At 59.2% G+C, this 18,554-nt stretch carries 20 protein-coding genes; 14 read left to right on the top strand and 6 right to left on the bottom strand.

Features of this window, described 5'->3' with window-relative positions:
• Window positions 1-274: 274 nt before the first annotated feature.
• Complete coding sequence (locus J4D25_RS25970; protein ID WP_057712566.1) at window positions 275-1,495, bottom strand: CaiB/BaiF CoA-transferase family protein; 1,221 nt, start codon at window positions 1,493-1,495, stop codon at window positions 275-277.
• An 11-nt stretch (window positions 1,496-1,506) separates the two neighbouring features.
• Window positions 1,507-2,688 (bottom strand): acyl-CoA dehydrogenase, encoded by a 1,182-nt coding sequence (locus J4D25_RS25965; protein ID WP_008053124.1) that lies wholly within the window; start codon window positions 2,686-2,688, stop codon window positions 1,507-1,509.
• A gap of 157 nt (window positions 2,689-2,845) precedes the next feature.
• On the opposite strand from J4D25_RS25965, the gene J4D25_RS25960 reads away from it, so the two are divergent.
• The 11 genes from J4D25_RS25960 to J4D25_RS25910 all read left to right on the top strand — a co-directional run bounded on the left by J4D25_RS25960 (window position 2,846) and on the right by J4D25_RS25910 (window position 13,006).
• Window positions 2,846-3,745 (top strand): LysR family transcriptional regulator, encoded by a 900-nt coding sequence (locus J4D25_RS25960; RefSeq protein ID WP_057712567.1) that lies wholly within the window; start codon window positions 2,846-2,848, stop codon window positions 3,743-3,745.
• A 435-nt stretch (window positions 3,746-4,180) separates the two neighbouring features.
• Window positions 4,181-5,302, top strand: a complete 1,122-nt coding sequence (locus J4D25_RS25955) for a Re/Si-specific NAD(P)(+) transhydrogenase subunit alpha (protein WP_057712568.1) — start codon at window positions 4,181-4,183, stop codon at window positions 5,300-5,302.
• Between the two features lie 11 nt (window positions 5,303-5,313).
• Window positions 5,314-5,667, top strand: a complete 354-nt coding sequence (locus J4D25_RS25950) for an NAD(P) transhydrogenase subunit alpha (protein ID WP_057712569.1) — start codon at window positions 5,314-5,316, stop codon at window positions 5,665-5,667.
• Window positions 5,664-7,100, top strand: coding sequence for an NAD(P)(+) transhydrogenase (Re/Si-specific) subunit beta (locus tag J4D25_RS25945; RefSeq protein WP_057712570.1), 1,437 nt, complete (start codon window positions 5,664-5,666; stop codon window positions 7,098-7,100). Before J4D25_RS25950 ends, J4D25_RS25945 begins: the two co-directional genes overlap by 4 nt.
• A 213-nt stretch (window positions 7,101-7,313) precedes the next feature.
• Window positions 7,314-8,807, top strand: coding sequence for an acetyl-CoA hydrolase/transferase family protein (locus tag J4D25_RS25940; protein ID WP_057712571.1), 1,494 nt, complete (start codon window positions 7,314-7,316; stop codon window positions 8,805-8,807).
• Window positions 8,808-9,126: 319 nt separating this feature from the next.
• Window positions 9,127-9,342 carry a DUF1127 domain-containing protein gene (locus tag J4D25_RS25935; protein ID WP_008018491.1) on the top strand — a complete coding sequence of 72 codons (216 nt, stop codon included), beginning with the start codon at window positions 9,127-9,129 and terminating at the stop codon, window positions 9,340-9,342.
• A gap of 258 nt (window positions 9,343-9,600) precedes the next feature.
• Entirely contained in the window at window positions 9,601-9,810 is a 210-nt protein-coding gene (locus tag J4D25_RS25930) for a DUF1127 domain-containing protein (protein ID WP_079246815.1), read from the top strand.
• Between the two features lie 142 nt (window positions 9,811-9,952).
• Complete coding sequence (locus J4D25_RS25925; protein ID WP_057712572.1) at window positions 9,953-10,273, top strand: DUF2388 domain-containing protein; 321 nt, start codon at window positions 9,953-9,955, stop codon at window positions 10,271-10,273.
• A gap of 108 nt (window positions 10,274-10,381) precedes the next feature.
• On the top strand, window positions 10,382-10,699 hold the full coding sequence (locus J4D25_RS25920; RefSeq protein ID WP_057712573.1) for a DUF2388 domain-containing protein: 318 nt from the start codon (window positions 10,382-10,384) through the stop codon (window positions 10,697-10,699).
• Window positions 10,700-10,727: 28 nt separating this feature from the next.
• Window positions 10,728-11,048: a DUF2388 domain-containing protein gene (locus J4D25_RS25915; RefSeq protein ID WP_057712574.1), complete on the top strand. Its 321-nt coding sequence runs from the start codon at window positions 10,728-10,730 to the stop codon at window positions 11,046-11,048.
• A 32-nt stretch (window positions 11,049-11,080) separates the two neighbouring features.
• Window positions 11,081-13,006, top strand: a complete 1,926-nt coding sequence (locus J4D25_RS25910; RefSeq protein WP_219733309.1) for a DUF4105 domain-containing protein — start codon at window positions 11,081-11,083, stop codon at window positions 13,004-13,006.
• A gap of 154 nt (window positions 13,007-13,160) precedes the next feature.
• Here J4D25_RS25910 and trpA read toward each other — a convergent pair whose 3' ends face one another.
• Together trpA and trpB are read right to left on the bottom strand one after the other, a co-directional pair.
• A complete protein-coding gene (gene trpA / locus J4D25_RS25905; protein WP_057712576.1) occupies window positions 13,161-13,973 on the bottom strand; it encodes a tryptophan synthase subunit alpha in 813 nt (270 codons plus the stop codon).
• Window positions 13,973-15,193 (bottom strand): tryptophan synthase subunit beta, encoded by a 1,221-nt coding sequence (gene trpB, locus J4D25_RS25900; protein ID WP_008002146.1) that lies wholly within the window; start codon window positions 15,191-15,193, stop codon window positions 13,973-13,975. The genes trpA and trpB overlap by 1 nt, the downstream gene beginning before the upstream one ends.
• A 124-nt stretch (window positions 15,194-15,317) precedes the next feature.
• On the opposite strand from trpB, the gene J4D25_RS25895 reads away from it, so the two are divergent.
• Window positions 15,318-16,211, top strand: a complete 894-nt coding sequence (locus tag J4D25_RS25895; RefSeq protein WP_057712577.1) for a LysR family transcriptional regulator — start codon at window positions 15,318-15,320, stop codon at window positions 16,209-16,211.
• Here the strand turns inward: J4D25_RS25895 and J4D25_RS25890 are convergent.
• Complete coding sequence (locus J4D25_RS25890; protein WP_057712578.1) at window positions 16,208-16,531, bottom strand: YqjD family protein; 324 nt, start codon at window positions 16,529-16,531, stop codon at window positions 16,208-16,210. The genes J4D25_RS25895 and J4D25_RS25890 overlap by 4 nt on opposite strands.
• A gap of 157 nt (window positions 16,532-16,688) precedes the next feature.
• On the opposite strand from J4D25_RS25890, the gene J4D25_RS25885 reads away from it, so the two are divergent.
• Together J4D25_RS25885 and J4D25_RS25880 are read left to right on the top strand one after the other, a co-directional pair.
• Window positions 16,689-16,904, top strand: coding sequence for a dodecin (locus tag J4D25_RS25885; protein WP_057712579.1), 216 nt, complete (start codon window positions 16,689-16,691; stop codon window positions 16,902-16,904).
• A gap of 121 nt (window positions 16,905-17,025) precedes the next feature.
• Window positions 17,026-17,247: a DUF1161 domain-containing protein gene (locus J4D25_RS25880; protein WP_008045869.1), complete on the top strand. Its 222-nt coding sequence runs from the start codon at window positions 17,026-17,028 to the stop codon at window positions 17,245-17,247.
• A 66-nt stretch (window positions 17,248-17,313) separates the two neighbouring features.
• Here the strand turns inward: J4D25_RS25880 and J4D25_RS25875 are convergent, their stop codons facing one another.
• Window positions 17,314-18,315 carry an LLM class flavin-dependent oxidoreductase gene (locus J4D25_RS25875; RefSeq protein WP_057712580.1) on the bottom strand — a complete coding sequence of 334 codons (1,002 nt, stop codon included), beginning with the start codon at window positions 18,313-18,315 and terminating at the stop codon, window positions 17,314-17,316.
• Window positions 18,316-18,554 lie beyond the last annotated feature (239 nt).

Raw genomic sequence — 18,554 nt, 5'->3', positions numbered from 1 at the left:
TACAGCGTTACACGCTGCTGTCAACACCTCTTTTTCACCCCCCTTTGTGCTTCGATGAACTGAAGCAACCTGCTGCCGAAAACTGCGTAACTCTTTGTTTACCAAGGAGTTTTCCGTTTCGACTGCGCCGGAAGTGGGGCGAATTATAGACACCTGGAATCTGCCGTCAAGCACTGATTTAGGTTTTCTATCAATAAGCTGCAGAAAGCAGCAAAACGCCCTAAAGGGCGCCTATATAGAGGAGCCGAAACACCCTCTATATAGAAGAGACCTATCAGAGAACGCCAGAAGCCTTGAATGCGGACACCGCCCCGGCATCCAGACCCAACACACGCTGCAAAACTTCAAGCGTGTGCTCACCCAGCAGAGGAGGTGCAAAACGATACTCAACCGGCGTCTCCGACAATCGAATCGGGCTCGCCACCTGAGGCACCATCCCGGCCAGCGCATGCGGCAGTTCGATAGCCAACCCACGTGCCTTGACCTGAGGATCGGCAAACATCTGGGCCACGTCATTGATAGGCCCGCATGGCACGCCAGCCTGTTCCAGTTGCGCCACCCATTCAGCGGTAGTCTTGAACACCGTCGCCTGGCGGATCAGCGGAATCAGTATTGCCCTGTTTGCCACCCGCAGCTTGTTAGTGGCAAAACGCGGATCGTCCGCCCACTGCGGCTGCCCGGCCACTTCCGCAAACTTGCGGAACTGACCATCGTTCCCGACGGTAAGGATGAAATCGCCATCCGCCGTAGGAAAATCCTGATAAGGCACGATGTTCGGGTGAGCATTACCCAAGCGCTTAGGCGCGTTGCCTGTCGTCAGGTAGTTCATTGCCTGATTGGCCAGACAAGCCACCTGTACGTCCAACAGTGCCATATCGATATGCTGACCACCGCCGTCGTGATCCCGATGCGCAAGCGCAGCCAGGATCGCGACAGTCGAATACAGCCCGGTGAGGATGTCCGTCAGCGCCACGCCAACCTTCACCGGCCCCGCACCCTCTTCGCCCTCAGGTCGCCCCGTCAGACTCATGAGGCCGCCGAGCCCCTGGATCATGAAGTCATAACCCGCACGCTTGGCATAAGGACCGGTCTGGCCGAACCCGGTGATCGAGCAATAGATCAGATCCGGATTGATCGTCTTCAGCGTTTCATAGTCCAGGCCATAAGCCGCCAGACCGCCGACCTTGAAGTTCTCGATCAGGATGTCCGACTTGGCCGCCAGTTCACGCACCAGCTTCTGCCCTTCAGGGCGAGTGAAGTCGATGGTGACAGATTGCTTGTTGCGATTGGCCGACAAGTAATAAGCAGCCTCGCTGGTATTCTCGCCATAAGCGTCTTTAAGGAACGGCGGCCCCCAGGCGCGCGTGTCATCGCCGTTACCCGGACGCTCGACCTTGATCACTTCAGCGCCAAGGTCGGCCAGGATCTGCCCGGCCCAAGGCCCGGCCAGCACCCGCGATAAATCCAGTACCCGTAGATGCGATAGCGCGCCCATGGACGTTCTCCTTAATAGAACGCCTGGAGGCCGGTTTGCGCACGACCGAGGATCAGTGCATGGACGTCGTGAGTACCTTCATAGGTGTTCACCACTTCCAGGTTGACCAGGTGACGCGCCACACCGAATTCATCAGAGATGCCGTTGCCGCCCAACATATCGCGAGCCATGCGCGCGATATCCAGGGACTTGCCGCAAGAGTTGCGCTTCATCATCGAGGTAATTTCGACCGCAGCGGTACCTTCGTCCTTCATACGACCCAGTCGCAGGCAGCCTTGCAGCGCCATGGTGATTTCAGTCTGCATGTCGGCCAGCTTCTTCTGGATCAACTGGGTAGCGGCCAGTGGGCGACCGAACTGTTGACGATCCAGGGTGTACTGGCGAGCGGTGTGCCAGCAGAACTCGGCTGCACCCAGCGCACCCCAGGAGATGCCGTAACGTGCCGAGTTGAGGCAAGTGAAAGGACCTTTCAGACCACGGACGTCCGGGAAGATGTTCTCTTCCGGAACGAACACGTTGTCCATCACGATTTCACCGGTGATCGATGCCCGCAGGCCCACCTTGCCGTGAATCGCCGGAGCGCTCAGACCTTTCCAGCCTTTCTCCAGAACGAAGCCGCGAATGTCACCGGCATCGTCCTTGGCCCAAACCACGAACACATCGGCGATCGGGCTGTTGGTGATCCACATCTTGCTGCCGGTAAGGCTGTAGCCGCCTTCCACTTTGCGCGCACGACTGATCATCGCGCCCGGGTCGGAGCCGTGGTTAGGCTCGGTCAGGCCGAAGCAGCCGATCCACTCGCCCGACGCCAGTTTCGGCAGGTACTTCTGCTTTTGCGCTTCGGTACCGAATTCATTGATTGGCACCATCACCAGCGAGGACTGCACACTCATCATCGAACGATAGCCGGAGTCGATGCGCTCGACTTCACGGGCGATCAGGCCATAGCTGACATAGTTCAGGCCGCTACCACCGTATTGCTCGGGGATGGTTGCGCCCAACAGGCCGACCTCGCCCATTTCGCGGAAGATCGCCGGATCTGTCTTCTCATGACGGAAAGCTTCGAGGATGCGCGGCGCAAGGCTTTGCTGAGCGAATTGCGCAGCCGTGTCGCGAATCATTCGTTCTTCTTCAGTGAGCTGTTGATCCAGCAGCAGGGGATCGATCCAGTTGAAGCTAGCTTTACCGCCCATGAGTGTGTCCTCTCGAATCGGGTCAAATAACGTGGACTGATCCTAGGCCTGGATCGGCGCGACGGCAAACGAGGATTTTGCATACTGTTGTGCTAATTTCTCACTCCGAAACGTCGCAAAAGAGCTTTTATGCGATGCATTAGTGAGGTTGACGTACATGCGCAGAAAGATACCCAGCACCACCGCCCTGATCAGCTTCGAGGCCGCGGCGCGCCACGAGAGCTTCACCAAGGCCGCCCAGGAGCTTTCGCTGACCCAGGGAGCGATTTGCCGACAGATTGCCAGCCTTGAAGAGTTCCTCAGTGTGGAACTGTTCCGACGCTCGCGGCGCGGGGTCAAGCTGACGGAAGCCGGACTCTCCTACAGCCGTCGGGTGGCCACTCAGCTCGATGCCGTTGAGCGCGACACCTTGTCCGTGATGGGCCAGCAGGGCACCAACGTGATCGAACTGGCCGTAGTTCCGACCTTCGGCACCCAATGGCTGCTGCCGCGACTCAAGGATTTCCAGCAGAAACACCCGGAAGTGACGGTCAACCTGACCAACCGCACGCGGCCGTTCCTGTTCGCCGACACGGATTTTGATGCCGCCATCTACTTCGGCGACGCGGATTGGTCGGGTACAGAATCCCACAGGCTGATGGGTGAAAATCCGATGCCCGTTTGCAGCCCCAACCTGCTCGGAAACAAGACCAGTCTGACGCCCGGGGAAATCGCCGACTTGCCTCTTCTGCAACAAACCACTCGCCCCTATGCCTGGCGCCAATGGTTCGACTCCCAACACCTGAATGTCCCGCGAGACATGACGGGCCCCCGCTACGAGCTATTCTCCATGCTCGCCCAGGCAGCCATGCACGACATGGGCATTGCCCTGATTCCGCCGTTCCTGATTCAAAGGGAGCTGAAAGAGAAACGCCTGGTGATCGCCAACCCCCAAGCCCTGTCCAGTATCAAGGCTTACTACCTGATGATTCCTGAGCGAAAGGTCGAATCCGCGTCTTTAAGGGCATTTCGCGACTGGTTGGTAAATCAGGCGTACAGCTACAGCCTAGAGGGATAAAGGCTCTACAAGGTTACTTGACCCCGTAGTCAGCAAAATAAAAGCCCTACAGATATACGTATTTGTCGCATGGCAGCAAACTGTATCGACAAGTCGTACAAACGTCCCACAAGCGCCTGATGACGCGGCTTTGCGCCACTATTTCGAGGCAATGCCGCATCATTCATACGGCCGATGTGTAAATTCTTCAATTTCGGCCAGAATCCTTGAAAAGCACGGTCTGCAAGGGATTGAGCCGGTTGGTTGCGACATTCGGTCACGGGGTGACTTGTAGTTAATTTTCCGTCACCCGTCATAATCCCTTGAAGGGCACAAAGTTCGCCTGCAAAATGCCGCGCCCCGCCCTGATTTGGCGGGATCGTGCTGATCGGCCGCCCCAGCCGCACCATCCGTAGTGCATGGGTTTACTCAATAAGATCACGCAGGAGATTTGACGTGCACATTGGTGTTCCTCTCGAAACCCAGACCGGTGAAACACGGGTTGCTGCAACCCCGGAAACCATCAAGAAGCTGATCGGCCAGGGCCATAAGGTCACTGTACAAAGCGGCGCCGGCATCAATGCCAGCGTTGTCGACAGTGCCTATGAAGCGGCAGGCGCAAGCATTGGCAGCGCCAACGATGCGTTTGGTGCCGAGCTGATTCTGAAGGTGGTCGCGCCCAGCGACAGCGAGCTCGCCCTGATCAAGAGCGGCACCGTAGTGGTGGGCATGCTCAATCCGTTCAGCAATGAAACCATCGCCAAAATGGCCGAATGCGGCATTACCGCCTTTGCCCTGGAAGCTGCGCCGCGCACCTCCCGCGCCCAAAGCCTGGACGTACTGTCGTCGCAAGCCAACATCGCCGGCTACAAGGCTGTGTTGCTGGCCGCGCACTACTACCCGCGTTTCATGCCAATGCTGATGACCGCAGCGGGCACCGTGAAAGCGGCGCGCGTGCTGATCCTGGGTGCCGGCGTGGCCGGCTTGCAGGCCATCGCTACCGCCAAGCGCCTGGGGGCGGTGATCGAAGCGTCTGACGTGCGTCCTGCGGTAAAAGAACAGATCGAATCCCTCGGCGCCAAGTTCGTCGACGTGCCCTACGAGACCGATGAAGAGCGCGAATGCGCCGTCGGTGTCGGCGGTTACGCCCGCCCGATGCCGGCCAGCTGGATGCAGCGCCAGGCCGCGGCCGTGCACGAACGCGCCAAGCAGGCGGACATCGTTATCACCACCGCGCTGATTCCGGGCCGCAAGGCACCGACGCTGCTCAGCGCGCAAACCGTGGCCCAGATGAAACCGGGTTCGGTGGTCATCGATCTCGCGGCCGCCCAGGGCGGCAACTGCCCGCTGACCGTGGCCGACCAGGTGGTCGTCGAAAATGGCGTGACCATCGTGGGCCCGACCAACCTGGCCAGCGCCGTGGCGGCTGACGCTTCGGCGCTGTACGCCCGCAACCTGCTGGACTTCATGAAACTGTTGTTCGATAAAGAAGGACAACTGGTGATCAACCTTGAAGACGATATCGTCGCCGCGTGCCTGATGTGCCGCGACGGCCAGATCGTGCGCAAGAACGGCTGAGGATAAAAACAATGGAAGACATGCTGATCTCTGACGGTATCTACAACCTGATCATCTTCGTGCTGGCGATCTATGTCGGTTACCACGTGGTCTGGAACGTCACGCCTGCGCTGCACACCCCGTTGATGGCGGTGACCAACGCGATCTCGGCGATCGTGATCGTCGGTGCCATGCTGGCAGCGGCTTTGACCGTGACGCCACTGGGCAAGACCATGGGCACCCTGGCCGTGGCCCTGGCCGCGGTCAACGTATTCGGTGGCTTTTTGGTCACCCGCCGCATGCTGGAAATGTTCAAGAAGAAAGCGCCGGCAAAAGCTCCGGCCGCCAAAGCTGAAGCAGTCAAGGCTGAGGTGCAGCAAGCATGAGCATGAACCTGGTTACTTCCCTGTATTTGATCGCCTCGGTCTGCTTCATCCAGGCGCTCAAGGGCCTCTCGCACCCCACCACGTCGCGCCGTGGCAACCTGTTCGGCATGCTCGGCATGGGCCTGGCGATCCTCACCACGGTCGGCCTGATCTACAAGCTCGGTGCCGAACTGGCTCAAGACGGTATCGTCTACGTGATCGTCGGCCTGCTGATCGGCGGCACTGCCGGTTCGATCATGGCCAAACGCGTTGAAATGACCAAGATGCCGGAGCTGGTCGCCTTCATGCACAGCATGATCGGCCTGGCCGCGGTGTTCATCGCCGTGGCTGCCGTGGTCGAGCCGCAGTCGCTGGGCATCGTCAAGCAACTCGGTGACGCGATCCCGGCCGGTAACCGCCTGGAACTGTTCCTCGGTGCCGCCATCGGTGCAATCACCTTCTCCGGCTCGGTGATCGCCTTCGGCAAGCTGTCCGGCAAGTACAAGTTCCGCCTGTTCCAGGGCGCACCGGTACAGTTCAGTGGCCAGCACAAGCTGAACCTGCTGCTGGGCCTGGCCACACTGGGCCTGGGCGTGACGTTCATGCTCACCGGCGACTACACCGCTTTCGGCGTGATGCTGGCGTTGGCCTTCGTGCTCGGCGTGCTGATCATCATCCCGATCGGCGGCGCGGACATGCCCGTGGTCGTGTCGATGCTCAACAGCTACTCCGGCTGGGCAGCGGCGGGCATCGGCTTCTCGCTGAACAACTCGATGCTGATCATCGCCGGCTCGCTGGTAGGTTCGTCCGGTGCAATCCTCTCGTACATCATGTGCAAGGCGATGAACCGCTCCTTCTTTAATGTGCTGCTCGGGGGCTTCGGCAATACGGCGGACGCGGCCGGCCCGGCGGGTTCGAAGGAAGCCCGTCCGGTGAAGTCCGGTTCGGCCGACGACGCGACCTTCCTGCTGACCAACGCCGACACCGTGATCATCGTGCCGGGCTACGGTCTGGCGGTGGCACGTGCGCAGCACGCGCTGAAAGAGCTGACCGAGAAGCTGACCCATCGCGGCGTGACCGTGAAGTATGCGATCCACCCGGTTGCCGGTCGTATGCCCGGCCACATGAACGTGTTGCTGGCCGAGGCCGAAGTGCCTTACGACCAGGTGTTCGAGATGGACGACATCAACTCCGAGTTCGGCCAGGCCGACGTGGTACTGGTGCTGGGCGCCAACGACGTGGTCAACCCGGCCGCGAAGAACGATCCGAAATCGCCGATTGCCGGCATGCCGATCCTCGAAGCGTTCAAGGCCAAGACCATCATCGTCAACAAGCGCTCGATGGCCAGCGGCTACGCCGGCCTGGACAACGAACTGTTCTACCTGGACAAGACCATGATGGTGTTCGGCGACGCTAAAAAGGTCATCGAAGACATGGTCAAAGCCGTCGAGTAACCCTCTGCGGCACACGGAACGCCCCGACTCGTCGGGGCGTTTTTGTTTGCGCAAATCGTCGGACAAACTATCCTTTTGTTACCGATCCGGTAACGGTGTTTTGCTTGAAAGACCCGGAATAGACGCCTCGATTGCGACCTTGGTAGCGGGACAGAAGCCGGCGCAATTCACTAGACTGCACGTCCTGCTACCTGTTACCCGAGATAACAATCCATGTACCGTGACCGTATTCGCCTGCCTTCGTTGTTGGACAAAGTGATGAGCGCTGCCGACGCTGCCGCTCTGATTGAGGACGGCATGACCGTCGGCATGAGTGGCTTTACTCGCGCAGGCGAAGCCAAGGCCGTCCCCCAGGCGCTGGCCGAGCGTGCCAAGGTCACGCCGCTCAAGATCAGCCTGATGACCGGCGCAAGCCTGGGCAACGACCTCGACAAGCAGTTGACCGAAGCTGGCGTGCTGTCGCGGCGCATGCCGTTTCAGGTCGACAGCACTCTGCGCAAGGCGATCAATGCCGGCGAAGTCATGTTCATCGACCAGCACTTGTCGGAAACCGTGGAGCAATTGCGCAACCAGCAATTGAAGCTGCCGGACATTGCCGTGATTGAAGCCGTGGCGATCACCGAGCAAGGGCATATCGTGCCAACCACCTCGGTCGGCAACTCGGCCAGCTTCGCGATTTTCGCCAAGCACGTGATCGTCGAAATCAACATGGCGCACAACCCGAATCTCGAAGGTCTGCACGACATCTACATTCCGACCTACCGTCCGACCCGTACACCGATTCCGCTGGTCAAGGTCGACGATCGCATTGGCAGCACAGCCATCCCGATTCCACCGGAAAAAATCGTCGCCATCGTGGTCACCAACCAGGCTGACTCGCCCTCCACTGTGCTGGCGCCGGACGTCGAGACCCAAGCCATTGCCGACCACCTGATCGACTTCTTCAAACAGGAAGTGGCAGCCGGGCGCATGACCAACAGGCTCGGCCCGCTACAAGCCGGTATCGGCACCATCGCCAACTCGGTGATGTGTGGCCTGATCGACTCACCGTTCGAAGACCTGACAATGTATTCCGAGGTGCTGCAGGACTCGACCTTCGACCTGATCGACGCGGGCAAGCTGAGTTTTGCCTCGGGCAGTTCGATCACCCTGTCGAGCCGGCGCAATGCCGACGTGTTCGGCAATCTGGAGCGCTACAAGGACAAACTGGTTCTGCGTCCGCAGGAGATCTCCAACCACCCTGAAGTCGTGCGCCGCCTTGGCATCATCGGCATCAACACGGCACTGGAGTTCGACATCTATGGCAACGTCAACTCCACTCACGTCTGCGGCACGCGGATGATGAACGGCATCGGCGGCTCGGGCGACTTCGCGCGCAACGCACACCTGTCCGTGTTCGTGACCAAGTCGATCGCCAAGGGCGGTGCGATCTCCAGCGTGGTGCCGATGGTCAGCCATGTTGACCACACCGAACATGACGTCGACATCCTCGTGACCGAAGTGGGCCTGGCAGACTTGCGAGGCCTGGCGCCTCGGGAGCGTGCCCGGGTCATCATCGACAAGTGCGTGCACCCGGATTACCACCAGGCGCTGAATGATTACTTCACCACTGCGTGCGCCATCGGCGGGCACACCCCGCACATCCTGCGTGATGCCCTGAGCTGGCACATCAACCTGGAAGAAACCGGGCAAATGCTGAACAAGTAATTGGTACAGATAGCAGCTGACGCAAACACAGTTTCGTCAGCTTGCTCCTGCTGCTTCACATTATGGAAAAAACTGTACTACTGTACCGGTCATTTCCTAAGGAAAACTCCTACCTCGTCGAGTCAAAACAGCAGATTTGCACCTTAACAGTGCAGACAGGTACAGTTGCCTCAAATTCGACCAGTACACCCCCTATAAACAGTTAACTGAGCTCGCACAATACAGGTGAACTGTATCTACAGAGACTAGGCAAACGAGAGGATCATGGGCACCAGTTAAGCCACTACCTAATCCCGCCATAAGCGGAAGGATGAAAACCATGGAACGTACACTCAGTTCCGAACTGTTCTTCGAAGACACCGCTGCAAAAACCCAGGCTTCCCTGCCTCTGCGCGTTATCGCCAACTTGATGCTGTGGCAGCGCCGCATCACCAGCCGCCATCAACTGGCTCGTCTGGATTCGCGTCTGCTGGCTGACGCTGGGATTAGCGAAGCACAACGCTACGAAGAGCTGAGCAAGCCGTTCTGGCGCTAAGTTAGCGTCGCTGGCTCTGACCTGAAGGTCCACCGCCAGCAACCCGAATTGAAAAAACAAAACCCGTCGTGGGAAGCCACGACGGGTTTTGTCGTTTTGGCCTGTCAAATCCGCGTTTACAGTAGGGAACCCTGAACACCAGTACAGTTTGCGAAAACGACAAACTGGATGAGTACAATATCGTCGCAGTGTGTCTGCAACGGATATTCGACCGGTGTCAGCATGGAGCCCTCCACTTATCAGGACAGGGAACGCGCCATGAGTTCTTTACAGGATGTTTCGACCCCATCATTTCGATCAAGACCTTGCCTGCACTGGGTCAGAGATCTGCTGACAGGATTCTTCGCTAGCCTGGAAAGGGCGAGAACACGACGTTTACTGGCTCAACTCGATGATCGTCAGCTATCGGATCTTGGCATCAGCGACGCTGAGCGCATCAATGAACTGGATAAACCGTTCTGGCGCTGACTGCCTGTTTGCATGACGGGCTGTTCGAACTGACACACTCAGGCCTAATATCAAGTCAGAACGTGGCGAGCGCCAAGCGCCTGGCGTCTGACTTTGCAGACACTGCGCCATTTTTCAACTGGTTTACCCAAAGGAGTTACCCATGTCCCGTCTCCGCCTGCTCAGCGCTGCAGCCCTGTTTGCCGTGGCAGCCAATGCCAGCGCAACCAGCTTCATCGTGACCACCGACGCTGTAGTTAACGCGCTCAAAGCCACATCCGATGCGACCTCCGACGTCATATCGTCGTCCTTCAAGGATGACAAGATCGTCCTCGCGGCCCGTGATGACGCCGCCAGTTTCGTCGCCAGCGAAGGTTCCATTCGCGGAGTGAAACTGGAAAGCGCCATCGACCACATTCACCGCCAGGCGCCACAGCTGAACGCAACCGACGCACAACTGGCGCAGGCGATCCTGACGATCTAAACGACTGCACAAGGCATGGGGCACGCCCGACGTGCCCCAATGTTTCGGCGCTGGCTCTAGAACGGGCCTTGCGCTAGCCTTGGGACTCACTCTCAACTGTCGAGTCTCATGCGTTTTCCTTCAAGTTTCTTGATCGCTCCAGCCTTTCTTACCCTTGGTTACTGCGGATCGGCCCACGCTTATGACGCCTTCAACCTGTCCACCCAAGGCATCGTCGCCAGCGGTTACGCCACAAGTTTGGTGACCTCCGCCCCCTTCGACCATAAACTGCTGCTCGCTGCCCATGATGACGCCGCGGCATTCATTGCCAGTGACGGCCAACTGAGAGGCGCACGACTGGAGTCTGCCTTGCGGTATCTGCGTCGGACCCAGGCAAAACTTCGTGCCAACGACCTTGAACTGGCACAAGCAATTCTCGTCCAATAGTTATCCCTGTTTTTTCTGGAGTCATTCCATGCGTAACCCGCTGATTGCTGCCACCTTAGGTCTGCTGCTGTTGGCCGATGTGGCCCAGGCACATACTCTGGTTGCCACGAGTAATATTCTGATCCGTGCTACCCAGCGCACCCTCGATTTCACCTCCGACACCACTACGTCCATTCGCGATTCGAAAATCGTGCGCGAAGCCCAGGACGATGCCGCCAGTTTCGTTGCCAGCAATGGCGACATTCGTGGCGCTCACTTGGAATCCGCCTTCGATTTACTGCGTACCCGTGTGCCGGAAGCTCGTGACGCCAGTGACCAGGATCTCGCCGAAGCCATCCTCGCACTGTGAAGCGTCAAGGTGCCTGGCTGCTGGCCGGGGCCATGTTGCTGCTCGGCAACACGGCCCACGCTGGCCTTCAATTACAGCTCAAGACCGAAGGTCTGACTCCCGCGCAACAGCAAGCCAGCCAGGCGTTGCTCGATGAAGCCATGCAGGCACTGCCGCCACGCTTTATCGAGCAACTCGATCGACGCATCGACGTCGACTGGACGGATGACATGCCGGGCAACGCCTACGGTCAGGCGTCACTGGTGTCCGAACTCGATCTGAACCGCAACCTGCTGGCCAGCCTCACCGATGGCAGCGCCGCGACCAAGAAAACCCTTCGCCCCCATGGCACCGTGCGCCGGGAAATGCTGGCCACGGTGGTGCACGAGCTGACTCACATCTACGATCGCTCGCGCCTGTGGCCGGATGCCGAACGCAAGCTGATTCAGCGCTGCACCCAGCGCAACAACAGCTCAGGGCTGGTTGGCATTCCCGACCAGTGCCGGGGCCAGTCCGATCGGCGTTTTACCCTCAGTGACGATCCGCGTCTGCTCGACCTCGCCGGCTGGCAGCAATACGTAGGCCGTCGCGGTGAACGCGAACAGCACAATCGCCAGATTGCCCGCAGCCCGGACATCTACGAGACCAGCAGTCCAAAGGAGTTCGTCGCGGTCAACATGGAGTATTTCCTCCTCGACCCGAGCTACGCCTGCCGCCGTCCCTCGCTGTATCGCTACTACCAGGAACATTTCGGCTGGGCGCCTGCCGCCAAAGACACCTGTAGCAAGACCTTCGCGTTCCTCAATGCCGGCAGCGACTTCGCCAAGACACCTTTGGGCCAGGTCGATCCGGAGCGAGTCTATGCCGTTGACTATCTGCTGGCCGAGGCCAACCAGAACCTGTTCAGCCGCTGGGGTCACAGCATGTTGCGCCTGGTGATCTGCGCGCCAGGCCGACCACGCGGACCGGATTGCCGATTGGATCTGGACCAGCATCTGGTGCTGTCTTACCGCGCCTTCGTCGGCGACGTGCAGCTGTCGAGCTGGGATGGCCTGGTCGGTAAATACCCGTCGCGACTGTTTATCCTGCCGCTATCCCAGGTCATCGACGAATACACCAAGACCGAACTGCGCAGCCTGGCCTCCGTGCCCCTGAACCTGTCGCGCAGAGAGATTGAAGACGTGGTCGGACGTGCCGCCGAGATGCACTGGAGCTACGACGGCAACTACTTCTTCCTGTCGAACAACTGCGCGGTGGAAGAGCTGAAGTTACTGCGTGGCGGCACCAATAACCCGCAATTGGTGGGACTCGACAACATCATGCCCAACGGTTTGCTCGAAGTGCTGAAGGGCCGCGGACTGGCGGACGCCAGTGTGCTGGACGACCCACGAGAAGCCTTGCGCCTGGGTTATCGTTTCGACTCCTTTCGCGAGCGTTATCAGGCGATGTTCGAGATCCTGAAAAAGCACTTGCCGATCAAACAGGAAACCGTCGAAGACTGGCTCGAATTGAAAGCGGCAGAGCGTCGGCAATGGTTCGAGCAGGCCGATTTGCGCACCAGCGCGGCGTTGTTGCTATTGGAACAAGCCAGCTTCCGTCAGCAGTTGCTGCTGGCCCAGGATGAAGTGAAGCAGCGCTATCTTGGCGCCCGAGAACTAAAGAATGGCGGCATGGACAAGGCCAACGAGACGCTCAAGGACATTCTGGCCAACAGTGGTTTCCTCAGCCGACCGGCAGAACTGCTGGGCACCAAGGGTTATGGCCTGCCGCAACCGAGCGAGTGGGAGCATCTGGAATCGGAAAGCAGCCAGCGCCAGAAGCAGCTCCTGGCGCTGTCCGGGGATCTGGACAAGGAAGTGAGGGCATTGCTTGAACCAGGCCGCGCCGCCGAAATGGCCGCCAACGAGGCCAACGTGAAGCAGATTGGTGAACACCTGCGCAAACTGCACAAGGCATCAGGCGGGATAGAGTTGCCTTGATACCGCAACCTGTGGGAACGAGCTCGCTCCCAAAAAGATTTACAGCGTTTAGCCACACATAGCAAAAAGGGCTTCAGAACTCAGTCCTGAAGCCCTTTTTGCTGTTCAGCCTGTGCCGCGCGGCTCTAATTCCTCTGTATCAGGAACTTTACCTTCAGCTGACGCGAGCTTTGCGCACGCCTTCGGCCAACGCTGAGCACAAGCTCAGCACGCCATCCACGGCTTGTTCCGAGGAGGTGGCATTGGCGATGTGATCAATCAAAGCCGAGCCCACCACAACACCGTCGGCCAGACGCGCGATGGACGCCGCCTGTTCCGGAGTCCGGATACCGAAACCGATGCTGATCGGCAGGTCGGTATGGCGACGCAGACGGGCAACCGCTTCCTCGACGTGTTCCAGCGTGGCAGCGCCGGCGCCGGTCACACCGGCCACCGATACGTAGTAGACGAAGCCGGAGCTGCCGTTGAGTACGGTCGGCAGGCGCACATCGTCGGTGGTTGGCGTGGTCAGGCGAATGAAGTCCAGGCCCGCGGCCTGCGCCGGGTCGCACAGTTCGCCATTATGCTCTGGCGGCAGGTCGACCACGATCAGGCCGTCAACGCCGGCCTCCTTGGCTTCGGCGATGAAGCGCGGTACGCCGTACATGTGGATCGGGTTGAAGTACCCCATCAGCACCAGCGGTGTTTCGTTGTTGTCCTGGCGGAACTCGCGAACCATTTGCAGAGTTTTCGCCAGATTCTGCTTGGCACCCAACGCACGGATGTTGGCGAGCTGGATTGCCGGGCCGTCAGCCATCGGATCGGTGAAGGGCATGCCCAGTTCGATCACATCGGCGCCAGCCGCCGGCAAGCCCTTGAGGATAGCCAGGGACGTGTCATAGCCCGGGTCGCCGGCTGTCACGAAGGTCACCAGAGCGGCACGGTTCTGTTCCTTGAGTTCGGCAAAACGCGTTTGCAGGCGGCTCATCAGTGTTTCTCCTGCTTTGATTGTTCCATGTGGTGCATCACGGTCTGCATGTCTTTATCGCCACGGCCGGACAGGTTGACCACCATCAGGTGATCCTTTGGCAGGGTCGGGGCGCGCTTGAATACTTCAGCCAGGGCATGGGCGCTTTCCAGGGCAGGGATGATCCCTTCCAGGCGGCAGCACTGGTGGAACGCAGCGAGGGCTTCGTCGTCGGTCACCGAGGTGTACTGAACGCGGCCGATGTCATGCAACCAGGCGTGTTCCGGGCCGATGCCCGGGTAGTCCAGGCCGGCGGAGATCGAGTGGGCATCGATGATCTGGCCATCGTCGTCCTGCAGCAGGAAGGTGCGGTTGCCGTGCAACACACCGGGTACGCCGCCGTTCAGGCTGGCCGCATGCTTGCCGGTCTCGATGCCGTAGCCGGCGGCTTCAACGCCGATGATCTCGACACTCTTGTCGTCGAGGAACGGGTGGAACAGGCCCATGGCGTTGGAACCACCGCCGATGCACGCCACCAGGCTGTCCGGCAGGCGACCTTCCTGGGCTTGCAGCTGCTCGCGGGTTTCCTTGCCGATTACGGCCTGGAAGTCGCGAACCATCGCCGGGTAAGGGTGCGGACCAGCCACGGTACCGATCAGGTAGAAGGTGCTGTCGACGTTGGTCACCCAGTCACGCAGGGCTTCGTTCATCGCGTCTTTCAGCGTGCCGGTACCGGCTACCACCGGGATCACTTCGGCACCCAGCAGCTTCATGCGGAACACGTTGGCCTGCTGACGCTCGATGTCAGTGGTGCCCATGTAGATCACGCAATCCAGACCGAAACGCGCAGCAACAGTGGCCGTGGCCACACCATGCATGCCGGCGCCAGTCTCGGCGATGATGCGCTTCTTGCCCATGCGCCGCGCCAGCAGGATCTGGCCGATGCAGTTGTTGATCTTGTGCGCGCCGGTGTGGTTCAGCTCTTCACGCTTGAGGTAGATCTTCGCGCCGCCGCAGAACTCGGTCAGACGCTCGGCGAAGTACAGCGGGCTTGGACGTCCGACGTAGTCGCGCTGGAAGTAGGCCAGTTCTTCCTTGAATGCAGGATCTTCCTTGGCCAACTCATATTCGCGGGCCAGGTCGAGGATCAACGGCATCAGGGTTTCGGCAACGTAGCGGCCGCCGAACGCGCCAAACAGGCCGTTGGCATCAGGGCCGTTGCGCAGATTAGTCTGGGTCATGGGGCGCTCCAGTTGAATGCATGAAGTGATGCATAAAGAGATAGTGGGCTTCACTCTACCCCTGACGCCCCGGCCTGAAAACCGATAAGATCGCCACAACCTGTCAGGAAAACTCACAGATCAAATGAGCCATGACCTTCCTCCGCTGAACGCGCTTCGCGCCTTCGAAGCCACCGCCCGCTTGAACAGCGTCAGTCAGGCGGCCGAACAGCTGCACGTCACCCACGGCGCAGTCAGTCGGCAACTCAAGTTACTTGAAGAACACCTCGGCGTAAGCCTGTTCATCAAGGACGGTCGCGGCCTGAAACTCACAGATGCCGGGTTACGCATGCGTGACGCCAGCAGCGAAGCCTTCGAGCGCCTGCGCAGCGTTTGCGCCGAACTCACACAAAGCTCCGCCGATGCGCCATTCGTGCTCGGTTGCTCTGGAAGTCTGCTGGCGCGCTGGTTTATTCCAAGACTGGGGAGACTCAATGCCGACCTGCCGGACTTGCGCTTGCACCTGTCGGCCGGAGAAGGCGATCTGGATCCGCGAAAACCGGGGCTGGATGCCTTGCTCGTATTTGCCGAGCCACCCTGGCCGGCGGACATGCAGGTTTTTGAGCTGGCCAGCGAACGTATCGGCCCGGTCATGAGCCCGCGGTTCGCCGGCTATGAACGGCTCAAGCAGGCGCCTGAAACTGCACTGCTGAACGAACCCTTGCTGCACACCACCTCACGCCCGCAAGCCTGGCCGAACTGGGCGCAACCACGCGGGCTCGACGCCAGGGCGCTGAAGTACGGTCAGGGATTTGAACATTTGTATTACTTGCTGGAAGCCGCCGTCGCAGGTCTGGGCGTGGCGATTGCCCCCGAACCCTTGGTGACGGAGGACTTGAAGGCCGGCCGCCTGGTTGCGCCTTGGGGCTTCAGTGAAACCCCGGCGCAACTGGCGTTGTGGCTACCCAAGCGCGCCGCGGACGGACGCGCCCGGCAACTGGCGCAGTGGCTCAAGAACGAGCTGCGTCGCGCGGATTAATCACGTTTGCACAACAAATAAGCGGCCAGCAAGCCTAATGCACCCACGGCGACACCAGCTGTTGTCCAAGGATGTTCCTGGGCGTAGTCCCGGGTGGCAATCCCGGTTTCACGGGTTTTGACCTTGACCTCTTCATAGGCATCGCCAAGCAAATGGCGCGAGTGCTTCAAGGCATTCTCGGCGTTGCTTTTCAGGGTCTTGAGGGTTTTACGCGACTCGTCCGAGGCGTCGTCCTTCAGGCTTTCCAAAGACTTGAGCAGACTCTCGATCTCGGCTTCCATGCTTTGCAATGAGGCTTTGCGTAACGAGGTGTTGGCCATGGTGGCTCTCCTGCATTGGTGATGAGTGGCGTGTGTTGGTTGGGACTTCATGGGTTCGAGAAAGTGCAGAAAATCTGAACTTCACCCTCAGAACGACCAACAGAAGAAATAGGAAAAATCACTGCTAGTCTGTAATTCACACGCCGAGGAGAACGCCATGTCTGACCATCACACCTACAAGAAAATCGAGCTGATCGGCTCGTCCACCAGCAGTATCGAAGATGCGATCAACAACGCGCTGGCCGAAGCCAGCAAAAGCATCAAGTACATGGAATGGTTTGAAGTGACCGAGACCCGTGGGCACATAAGGGACGGCAAGGCTGCGCACTTTCAAGTGACCTTGAAAGTCGGGTTCCGGATTGCCAGCAGCTGACTTTGGGCTAGTCTTCTGAACTTGCACGCCGGTCGAATGCCATAGGGAATGGCAAAGCACTACATGAGTGCGTCCGGCTGACGGCTGGTTACCCCTATGATCCGACCAGGGAATGCAACCGATGAAGAAGTTTATGTTGGCAGTAGGTTTGTTGAGCCTTGCGGGGAGCGCGTTGGCGGGCGGCAAGCCATGCGAAGAACTGAAAGCCGAAATCGCAGCGAAACTTGATGCCAAGGGCGTTTCCGGTTACTCGCTGGAGATTGTCGACAAAGGTGCCGCTGCCGGCGGGAAAGTTGTTGGCAAATGCGAAGCGGGTGCCAAAGTGATCGTCTATAAAAAGTAGGCAGAATTCCGCCTGAAAAAAAGCCGACACCACGGTGTCGGCTTTTTTACGCCTGCCGTTTGAGCATCAACCCCGCATGACCTGCGCCAGCAGTTCGTAGGAATGCACGCGATCGGCATGTTCGTACAGGTCACAGGTGAAAATCAGCTCGTCAGCCTGGGTCTGTTCGATCAGGACCTCGAGTTTGGCGCGGATTTTCTGCGGGCTGCCGATCATCGCCAGGCCAAGGAAATCGTGCACGGCATCTTTCTCATGGGGCAGCCACAGGCCGTCCATCGTCTTCACCGGCGGACGCTGTACCAGGCTTTGGCCACGCATCAGGGCGAGAATCCGCTGGAACACCGAGGTCGCCAGAAAATCGGCCTGCTCGTCGGTATCGGCTGCCACCAATGGTACGCCGAGCATCACGTAGGGCTTGTCCAAAACGGCTGACGGCTTGAAGTGATTTCGGTAGACCCGAATCGCTTCATGCATGTAGCGCGGTGCGAAATGCGATGCGAAGGCGTAGGGCAAACCGCGCTCACCGGCCAGTTGCGCACTGAACAGGCTCGATCCCAACAACCAGACCGGCACATTGGTCCCGGTCCCCGGCATGGCGATGATGCGTTGGTCCGGGGTACGTGGCCCAAGGTAGCGCACCAGTTCCGCCACGTCTTCCGGGAAGTCGTCGGCGCTGCCGGAGCGTTCGCGGCGCAGCGCACGTGCGGTCATCTGGTCGGAACCGGGGGCACGCCCCAGGCCCAGATCGATCCGGCCCGGATAAAGGCTTTCCAGGGTGCCGAACTGTTCGGCGATCACCAACGGTGCGTGGTTGGGCAACATTACCCCGCCCGAACCGACTCGAATGGTCGACGTGCCACCGGCCAGGTACCCAAGTAGCACCGAAGTCGCGGAGCTGGCGATGCCATCCATGTTGTGGTGCTCAGCCACCCAGAAGCGGTTGTAACCGAACTTCTCGACATGCTGCGCCAGGTCCAGCGAGTTGCGCAGCGATTGGGCCGCGCTGCCGTTCTCGCGCACGGGCACCAGATCGAGGGTCGAGAACTTGATATCGGACAGTCGTTTCATAAACCTGCTTCTCCAATTGAGGGCGCAGGTTTGTTCTTGCGAACGCAAACCTGCCGAATCCAAAAGCGTATTCATGCAATGTGGGCATATACCCGAGTTTCAATAGCCCGGTAAAAAATCCCGCGAAAAAAGCAGACTGATCGGACGTGATGAACTTTGCGCCACTGTCTATCCTCACAACCCTGGCAAGTGAAAACCACGAAGGCGCGACGTTTCGCGCCAATCTTGAGGTGACAGGC

Origin of the sequence: Pseudomonas sp. GW456-L13 (genome assembly GCF_017350115.1) — a bacterium.
Lineage (GTDB): Bacteria > Pseudomonadota > Gammaproteobacteria > Pseudomonadales > Pseudomonadaceae > Aquipseudomonas > Aquipseudomonas jessenii.
Note: the sequence above shows the minus strand (reverse complement) of the source record. Positions and strands in the feature narration are given on the sequence as shown.